We start from the raw sequence: 8,181 nt of genomic DNA on the forward strand, positions 1-8,181 counted from the left end.
CGAAGGAAACACCCCTGTCATTTAGTAACGCCACACGTTATGCTTTGTCAGTGATCCAGTCGTTCGCGGACAAAGAGACCGAGCGCGTTTGGAATCGCGAACACGTCCACAAATTCGGTTCCTCCCTCCAGCGGATGGCGAACCGCAAGCTGTTGATCCTCGACGCTGCCGAGACCATCAACGATCTGCGAATCCCACCCGGCAATCGCCTGGAACAACTGCACGGCAGTCGCACAGGGCAACACAGCATCCGCATCAACGACCAATGGCGTATCTGCTTCACCTGGACATCCGTGGGTCCCGCAGACGTCGAGATCACCGATTACCACTAGAGGAGAGACATCATGACCACCGCCCATGAACCGATCCATCCGGGAGAGATCCTTCTCGAGGAGTTCCTCCACCCGATGGGCATTACCCAGTACCGCCTTGCGCAGACGATCTCCGTGCCCGCCCGCCGCATCAATGAGATCGTCCATGGCAAGCGAGCGATCTCCCCTGACACCGCACTCCGGCTATCCCGAGCTCTCGGCACCTCAGACCGCTTCTGGATGAACCTCCAGAGCCGCTACGACCTCGACATGGCCGTATCGAAGCACCACGCCGAGTTCGATCGGATCAAGCCTCTCCTCTCCGCCTGACCTCGCTCTCCCGTTCCGAAATGACGGAGAAGTGGCCGCGTATGCCTCGGGAACGCTGAACACGACCGCCGTCCGGCCAGGAACTCCGTCATTTCGGAACGGGTGGGGCGGGGCGGCAGGGACGGAGAGCGCTGCGGGCAACAAAAAGCCCGGAACCCCAGCATGTGACTGGGTTCCGGGCACCTGTGACCCCAACCGGATTCGAACCGGTGTTACCGCCGTGAGAGGGCGGCGTACTAGGCCACTATACGATGGGGCCGTAGTGGACAACTCATCGAGTATGCCACACGGCGGCAGGGGGCGCCAACCGAGCCCGCCGACCAGCGGTCGGCGAAGCGGCGAGCACCGTCAGCGAACGACCGGCGGCGGCGCGAGCACCCGTAGCGCACCCGGCACGACCTCGATCTCGATGGGCAGAGCGCCGACCCGCTCGCCGTCCGCGTAGGCGATCACACCCTCCGCCTCGATGGTGATGCGGCGTCCCCGCGTGATCGACACCCGGGGGTCCGTCACGTGCGTCCCGCGGAACACCCGGGGGAACAGCCGGAGGAACTGGATGCGCGACAGCGGCTGCACGACGAACACGTCGAGCAGGCCGTCGTCCAGCCGCGCGTCCGGGGTGACCATCATGCCGCCGCCGATCGAGGAGTTGTTGCCGACGGAGACCAGCAGGCCGTGGGTCGAGGTCTCGACGCCGTCGATCGTGAACCGGTAACCGAGCGACTTCAGGAAGACGAGCTCCCGGAGCAGGGCCAGGTTGTAGCGGTTCCTGCCGCGCGGCCAGGACATGAGGTTCGCCCGCTCGTTCACCACCGCGTCGAAGCCGGCGGAGATCACGGAGGCGACCCAGAGGTCCGGGAGGCCGTCCCGCCGCACGATCGCCGCGTCGATCACCCTGGGCGGGCGCCGCAAAGCCTCGATCAGGGCCTCGATCGCCGCCTCGGTGTCACCGAGCGGGATCCCGAGGCCCCGCGCCATGTCGTTGCCGGTGCCGGAGGGGACGATGCCGAGCGGCACCCGACTGCCGGCGACGAGGTTGGTGCCGAGGCTCACCATACCGTCGCCCCCGACGACCACGAGGGCGTCCGGATGCCTTCGCAGGGCGATCCGCGCGGCATCCGTCAGATCGGCGAAGGTCGGCTCGGTGAGGGCGGTGACCTCGTGGCCCGAGCCGCGCAGCGACTGGACGACGGCCGGTCCAACCGTCGCACCACGCCCGAAGGACGCCGAGGGGTTGATGGCGACGATGATCTGCTGCGGCCTCGTCGTCACCCGCTCATTATGGCCTACCGGCGCGACCCAGCTTCACCAGCCGCAGCAGCTGGGCGTTGAGGGCGACCACGATGGTCGACACCGACATGAACACGGCGGCGAGCGCCGGCGGCATGAGGAAGCCGACCCCGTACAGCACACCCGCGGCGAGCGGGATGCCCAGCACGTTGTAGCCGGCCGCCCACCAGAGGTTCTGCAGCTCCTTGCGGTAGGTCGCCCCGCTCAGCTTCAGGATGTCCACGACGGCGCGGGGATCGCTGGAGGCCAGCACGATTCCCGCCGACTCGATGGCGACATCCGTTCCCGCGCCGATCGCGATGCCGACGTCCGCCTGGGTGAGGGCCGGAGCGTCGTTGACACCGTCGCCGACCATGGCGACCCTGCTGCCGTCCTTCTGCAGTGCCCGCACGGCCTCCGCCTTCTCCGCGGGCAGCACCTCGGCGAACACCTCCGCGATGGCGAGCCGCCCCGCGACCCAGTTGCCGACCTCGCGGCTGTCGCCGGTGAGCATCGCGACCCGCACACCCCGCTTCGTGAGCGCGGCCACGGCATCCGCCGATTCCGGGCGGATGACGTCGGCCAGTGCGATGAGGCCGACGACCCGGTCGTTCACGACCACGAAGACCACCGTCTTGCCCTCGGCCCCGTGATCCTGGCCCGCTCGCACGAGCGCGGCATCGATCGTGATCCCCCGCTCGCTGACCAGACCGCGGCTGGCGACCGTCACCCGGCGACCGCCCACGGTTGCCTGAGCGCCGCGACCGGCGAGGGAGACGAACTCCTCCGGGCGGCCGACCTCGACCTTCCGGTCCCGCGCGTGGTCGACGATCGCGGTGGCGATGGGATGCTCCGAGCGCGCCTCGGCCGCCGCGGCGAGCGCGAGCACCTCGTCGGCGGTGGATCCCTCTGCGGCCAGGACGTCGACGACACCCTGCCTGCCCTCGGTGAGGGTGCCGGTCTTGTCGAAGAGCACAACGTCGATCCGGCGCGCGTCCTCGAGGGCGAGCTTGTCCTTCACCAGGACCCCCGCCTTCGCGCCCTTGGTGGTCGCGATGAGCGACACCAGGGGGATGGCGAGGCCGAGCGCGTGCGGGCAGGCGATGACCAGCACGCTCACGACGCGTTCGAGCACGAACCCCGGGTCGTCGGGCTTCAGGAGGAACCAGATCACCAGGGTGATCGCCGCGGCGCCGAGCGCCACGGAGAAGAGCAGCGCGGCGGCACGGTCGGCGAGCACCTGCGCACCGGACTTGCTGGCCTGAGCGTCGGCGACGAGCTTCATGATGCCCGCCAGCGCGGTGTCGCCGCCGGTCTTGCCCACTCGCACGGTCAGGGCGCCGGCACCGTTGATGCTGCCGGCGACGACCTGCGCGCCGACGGTCTTGGCGACCGGCTTCGACTCGCCGGTGATGAGGGACTCGTTGACCTCCGACTCCCCCTCGACGATCTCGCCGTCGGCGGGCACGGCGGCGCCCGGGCGAACGAGCACCCGGTCGCCGATCGCCAGCTCGGAGACGGCCACCGTCATCACGTGGTCGCCGTGCACCACGTCCGCCTCGTCCGGGAGCAGCTTCGCCAGCTCGCCGAGCGCGTTCTGGGCGCCCATGACCGCCGACATCTCGATCCAGTGACCGAGCAGCATGATCGTGATGAGGGTCGACAGCTCCCACCAGAAGTCCATGCCTTTCAGCCCGAGGGTCACCGCCACGCTGTAGCCGAGCGCGACGACGATGGCGAGCGAGATGAGCGTCATCATGCCGGGCTGGCGCGAGCGGAGCTCCGAGATCGCCCCGCGGAGGAAGACCAGTCCCCCGGAGAAGAACAGGATCAGCCCGAAGACGGCCGGAATGTACTGGCTGCCGGTGAACCGCGGTCCGCCGAGACCCAGGATGTCCTGGAGGCCGGTCGAGAAGACGAGGGTCGGCACCGCGAGGGCGAGACTAAGCCAGAATTTGCGCCGGAACATCCCGGGGTCGTGGCCCTCGTGGCCGGAATGACCCTGGTGATCGTCGTGGCCCTCATGCCCCTGGTGCCCGGCGTGGTCGTGGGCCATCCGCTCGTGCATCGTCCCGTGATCGGTCATCACTTGCCCCCGCGGTTGTTGCTGAGCTCGAAGACCTTGAGCAGTTCGGCGATCGCGAGGTCCTTCTGATCCCCGCCCGCCTCGTACATCTCGGTGACGTGGGTGCGCAGGTGGTTCTCCACGAGCAGCTTGTTCAGGCTGCCCAGCGACTTCTGGATCGCGAGCGTCTGCGTGATGATGTCCACGCAGTAGTCCTCGTTCTCGATCATCTTCTGCAGGCCCCGCATTTGGCCCTCCAGGATGCGACTGCGGTGCATGGCGCGCTTCTTCAGGTCTTCGATCATGGCCCCCATGATACCCCTAGGGGGTACTACCGGGTCAAGGAGAGCTCCCGGTAAACTGTGTCCATGCGAGTCACCAAACAGGAACATGCCTGCCTCCTTGTCGAAACCGACGGCCAGACCCTCGTGGTCGATCCCGGATCGTTCACCACCCTCCTGGTCGGACTCACCGGCGTCGTGGCGATCGTCATCACCCACGAGCACGCCGACCACTGGACCGACGACCAGCTGAAGCGCATCCTCGAGCAGAATCCCGGAGTGAAGATCTTCGCTCCCGCCGGTGTCGCCGCCGCAGCACCGGGCTTCGACATCACGGTCGTGAACGGCGGCGACACCCGGGAGGTGGGGCCGTTCACGCTGCGCTTCTTCGGCGAGAAGCACGCGGTCATCCATCACTCCCTGCCCGTCGTCGACAACGTGGGTGTGCTCGTCAACGACACCCTCTACTACCCGGGCGACTCCTTCACGATTCTGGAGGGCGTCGAGGTCGACACGCTCGCGGTGCCGGCCGGTGCGCCCTGGCTGAAGATCGGCGAGGTCATCGACTACGTGCTCGCCGTGAAACCGCGGCGCAGCTTCCCGACACACGAGATGGTGCTCTCGGTGGCGGGCAAGGCGATGTCCAACCAGCGCATCCAGTGGGCCACCGAGCAGAACGGCGGCACCTTCTACCCGCTCGAGCCGGGTAACTCCCTCGAGCTGTAACCCGGAAGACCCTGACGGGCCCCACGAACGGAGGTCTTCGATGAGCGGCTCGACCGATCTGGACGCCATGTTGCGCGACCTCGAACCGATCCTCCTTGAGGGAGAGTTCGTCTTCGTATCGGTGGATGCGTCGTCGGCATCGGTGGCATCGCCGCCAAGTCTTGCGACGATCTCCGAACCGGAGGGCATGACACTCGTCATGCGGCGGGAAGATGCCGATGCCGCGTCGCTGCACTACGACTTCGTGGCCGGCTGGATCTCACTCACCGTGCACTCCGCACTCGAAGCCGTCGGCCTCACCGCGGCCGTGTCATCAGCACTCGCCGCAGCGGATATCAGCTGCAACATCCTGGCCGGCTACCACCACGACCACCTGCTGGTGCCGCACGATCGGATCGACCAGGCCCTCGAGGTGCTTCGACGCCTCTCCGACGGCGCCTGACCCCGGACGGGAGCGGACAGACCAGGGGCGGGACAACGCTCCGACGGCGTTTCGGCCCCGCGCGGGACGCGCGCCCTCCCCTAAGGTGGAGGCGAGGCAGGCGAGTTCCGGTCAGCCGCGTCCGCCGGTGTCGATCGTCCGCCGCAACGGAAAGCAGGCCCATGCCCGAGTCCCCCGTGCCGAACACCGTCGGAGATCAGCCGGCCGCACTCGAGATCCACGGACTGGTCAAACGGTTCGGTGAGAAGGTCGCGGTCGACGACCTCAGCCTCGTGGTTCCCAGCGGCTCCTTCTACGGGCTCGTCGGCCCGAACGGCGCGGGCAAGACCACGACCCTCTCGATGGCGACCGGCCTCTTGCGGCCGGACGCCGGAGGCATCCGCGTCCACGGCGTGGAGGTCTGGAGCAATCTCATCGAGGCCAAACGCCTCGTGGGCGTGCTGAGCGACGGCGTGCGGTTGTTCGACCGGCTCACCGGCACCCAGCTGGTCACCTATTCCGGGCTGCTCAGCGGCATGGACCGCGAGACGGTCGCCGGGCGCGCCGCGGATCTGCTCACGCTGCTCGACCTCGAGGATGCCAGCGGGACGCTCGTCGTCGACTACTCGGCCGGGATGACAAAGAAGATCGCCCTCGCCTGCGCCCTCGTGCACGCGCCCCGTCTGCTGGTGCTCGACGAGCCGTTCGAATCGGTCGACCCGGTGTCGGCCGCGAACATCCGCGACATTCTCGAGGGTTTCGTCCGATCGGGAGGAACCGTGATCGTCTCCAGCCACGTCATGGACCTCGTGCAGCGGATGTGCGATCACGTGGCCATCATCGCCGAGGGCCGGGTGCTCGCAGCGGGGACGACGGACGAGGTGAGGGCGGGATCGACGCTGGAGGACCGCTTCGTCGAGCTCGTCGGCGGCCGTCGTCACGGAGAGGGGCCGGAATGGTTGCGCATCTCATAAGGCTCCGCTTCCTGATCCTCGGCAACTCGCTGAGGAAGAGCCCGTGGCAGATCGTCGCCGTCGTCATCGGCGGCCTGTATGGCCTGGGCATCCTGTTCGCCGTCGTCGGAGGCCTGTTCGCTCTCAGCTTCGCCCCGGTCGAGACCGCCCGCACCGCGACCGTGCTCGGCGGTGGCGCGCTCGTCCTCGGCTGGGCGCTGCTGCCGCTCATCGCGGCCGGCATCGACCAGACGGTCGACCCGGCACGACTGGCGCCCTTTCCCATCCCCCTGAATAGCCTGCTGCTCGGGCTCGCGATCAGCGGGGTGCTCGGCGTTCCCGGCATGGTCACCTCGATCGCCGCGCTCGCGATGGCGACGACCTGGTGGCATCATCCGGCCGCGGCGGGTGCGGCGATCCTCTGCGCGGCGATCGGCGTCTTCACCTGTGTGATCGCCTCGCGGGCCGTCGCCGCTCTCGCCACCGGCATCGGATCCGGCCGCCGCTTCCGTGAGGCGAAGCGGCTGCTGATCTTCATCCCGCTGATCCTGATCGGACCGATCATCCTCGGCCTGAGCAGCCTGATCGAGAAGCAGTCGGATGCGCTGCCCGGTCTCGCCTCGGTGGTCGCCTGGACGCCGATCGGCGCCGTCTGGGCGGTGCCGGGGGACGTGGCCGATGGCCGTTTCGGGCGCGCCGCCCTGGAGCTCGTCATCGCGCTGGTCACCCTCGCGCTGGTGACCGTCGTCTGGCGGTTCGCCCTCGCCAGGGCGCTGGAGAACCCCGCCCACTCCTCGTCGGTCAAGGCCGGCAGGCGTGGTCTCGGCCTCTTCGGCCTCTTCCCCGCCACGCCGACGGGTGCCATCGCGGCCCGCGCCCTCACCTACTGGGTGCGCGACCCGCGCTACGCCCAGTCGCTCATCGTGGTGCCGCTCATGCCCATCCTGCTGTTCTTCTACTCCGGAAGCTTCGACTCCCGTGGTGTGCTCGACGCGGCCGGCCCCATCGTCGCGCTGCTCCTGTCGCTGTCGATCTACACCGACGTCTCCTACGACAGCACCGCCTTCGCCCTGCACCTGCAGAAGGGGGTGCGCGGCCGGGCGGATCGCGCGGGCCGCGTCGTCGCCCTCGCCGTGTTCGCCGTGCCGATCACCGCCCTGTTCACCATCGGCTCGGTCTGGTACACAAACACCTGGGCCGCGCTTCCCGGCCTGCTCGGCATCTCCCTCGGCGCGCTGCTGTCCGGGTTCGCCCTCTCCTCGATCGCCTCCGGGCTCCTCGTCTTCCCCGTCCCGGCACCGGGCGAGAGCCCATTCCGCGGTCGACCGGGAGGCGGTTTCACGCTCACCCTCACGACCTTCGCCACCTGGGGCATCCTCGCCGTGCTCATCGTCCCCGAGCTCGTCCTCGCGATCGTCGGCCTGGTGACGGGTGAGCCCGGCTTCGGCTGGTCCGCCCTGGCCGTCGGCCTGGTGCTCGGCGCGGCGCTGCTGACCATCGGCATCCGTTGGGGAGGGACGATCCTCGAGCGCCGCGGCCCGGAGCTCTTGGTGCAGCTGCAGAACCAGAAATAACACGTCTATTCATCCGTCCAACGCCCGGCGTTCACCCGCGCGGAGGGTGCCGCTCACCTTCGCCCACGAGGGTGAACCCGCGGAGTGCGCAGCCCGCGGGCGGGATGGGGAGACGTGGGCAACAACGGGAACCATCCGATCGCCTGGGTGGAGTCGCCGCTGCAGCTCGTCGCCGCCGCGGAATGGGCGGCGGCCAGGGATGAGCCCGTCGACGTCGTCATCCGGCTCACCGGACCCCAGATGTCCCGCAC

The 8,181-nt window shown here is 68.5% G+C and carries 9 protein-coding genes and 1 tRNA gene; 6 read left to right on the top strand and 4 right to left on the bottom strand.

Annotated elements, in window-relative coordinates; all coding sequences use genetic code 11:
• The first annotated feature begins 50 nt into the window (after window positions 1-50).
• Window positions 51-332, top strand: a complete 282-nt coding sequence (locus VGC18_RS00005; protein WP_414672837.1) for a type II toxin-antitoxin system RelE/ParE family toxin — start codon at window positions 51-53, stop codon at window positions 330-332.
• Window positions 333-344: 12 nt separating this feature from the next.
• Window positions 345-641: a HigA family addiction module antitoxin gene (locus VGC18_RS00010; RefSeq protein WP_331092909.1), complete on the top strand. Its 297-nt coding sequence runs from the start codon at window positions 345-347 to the stop codon at window positions 639-641.
• A 186-nt stretch (window positions 642-827) separates the two neighbouring features.
• On the opposite strand, the gene VGC18_RS00015 is transcribed toward VGC18_RS00010, so the two are convergent.
• The 4 genes from VGC18_RS00015 to VGC18_RS00030 all read right to left on the bottom strand — a co-directional run bounded on the left by VGC18_RS00015 (window position 828) and on the right by VGC18_RS00030 (window position 4,280).
• Window positions 828-900 (bottom strand) — tRNA-Glu (locus VGC18_RS00015).
• Between the two features lie 89 nt (window positions 901-989).
• Window positions 990-1,913, bottom strand: a complete 924-nt coding sequence (locus VGC18_RS00020; RefSeq protein WP_331092911.1) for a diacylglycerol kinase family protein — start codon at window positions 1,911-1,913, stop codon at window positions 990-992.
• Between the two features lie 7 nt (window positions 1,914-1,920).
• Window positions 1,921-3,996 (bottom strand): copper-translocating P-type ATPase, encoded by a 2,076-nt coding sequence (locus tag VGC18_RS00025; protein ID WP_331092913.1) that lies wholly within the window; start codon window positions 3,994-3,996, stop codon window positions 1,921-1,923.
• Window positions 3,996-4,280, bottom strand: coding sequence for a metal-sensitive transcriptional regulator (locus VGC18_RS00030; RefSeq protein WP_331092915.1), 285 nt, complete (start codon window positions 4,278-4,280; stop codon window positions 3,996-3,998). The genes VGC18_RS00025 and VGC18_RS00030 overlap by 1 nt, the downstream gene beginning before the upstream one ends.
• 63 nt (window positions 4,281-4,343) lie before the next feature.
• Between VGC18_RS00030 and VGC18_RS00035 the strand changes: the two genes are divergently transcribed.
• The 4 genes from VGC18_RS00035 (at window position 4,344) to VGC18_RS00050 (ending at window position 7,930) form a co-directional block, all read left to right on the top strand.
• A complete protein-coding gene (locus VGC18_RS00035) occupies window positions 4,344-4,982 on the top strand; it encodes an MBL fold metallo-hydrolase (RefSeq protein WP_331092917.1) in 639 nt (212 codons plus the stop codon).
• A 40-nt stretch (window positions 4,983-5,022) separates the two neighbouring features.
• On the top strand, window positions 5,023-5,424 hold the full coding sequence (locus tag VGC18_RS00040) for an ACT domain-containing protein (protein WP_331092919.1): 402 nt from the start codon (window positions 5,023-5,025) through the stop codon (window positions 5,422-5,424).
• Between the two features lie 161 nt (window positions 5,425-5,585).
• The gene (locus tag VGC18_RS00045) at window positions 5,586-6,377 is read left to right on the top strand and encodes an ATP-binding cassette domain-containing protein (protein WP_331092921.1); all 792 of its coding nucleotides are present in this window, start codon (window positions 5,586-5,588) and stop codon (window positions 6,375-6,377) included.
• Complete coding sequence (locus tag VGC18_RS00050) at window positions 6,359-7,930, top strand: transporter (RefSeq protein WP_331092924.1); 1,572 nt, start codon at window positions 6,359-6,361, stop codon at window positions 7,928-7,930. The genes VGC18_RS00045 and VGC18_RS00050 overlap by 19 nt, the downstream gene beginning before the upstream one ends.
• Window positions 7,931-8,181: the final 251 nt, after the last annotated feature.

This window comes from Lacisediminihabitans sp. (assembly GCF_036404185.1).
Taxonomy (GTDB): Bacteria; Actinomycetota; Actinomycetes; order Actinomycetales; family Microbacteriaceae; genus Lacisediminihabitans.

Coding starts and splice junctions, on each gene's coding strand:
- VGC18_RS00030 (WP_331092915.1), bottom strand. CDS start 4,280: ATGATCGAAGACCTGAAGAAGCGCGCCATGCACCGCAGTCGCATCCTG.
- VGC18_RS00010 (WP_331092909.1), top strand. CDS start 345: ATGACCACCGCCCATGAACCGATCCATCCGGGAGAGATCCTTCTCGAG.
- VGC18_RS00050 (WP_331092924.1), top strand. CDS start 6,359: ATGGTTGCGCATCTCATAAGGCTCCGCTTCCTGATCCTCGGCAACTCG.
- VGC18_RS00035 (WP_331092917.1), top strand. CDS start 4,344: ATGCGAGTCACCAAACAGGAACATGCCTGCCTCCTTGTCGAAACCGAC.
- VGC18_RS00040 (WP_331092919.1), top strand. CDS start 5,023: ATGAGCGGCTCGACCGATCTGGACGCCATGTTGCGCGACCTCGAACCG.
- VGC18_RS00045 (WP_331092921.1), top strand. CDS start 5,586: ATGCCCGAGTCCCCCGTGCCGAACACCGTCGGAGATCAGCCGGCCGCA.
- VGC18_RS00025 (WP_331092913.1), bottom strand. CDS start 3,996: ATGACCGATCACGGGACGATGCACGAGCGGATGGCCCACGACCACGCC.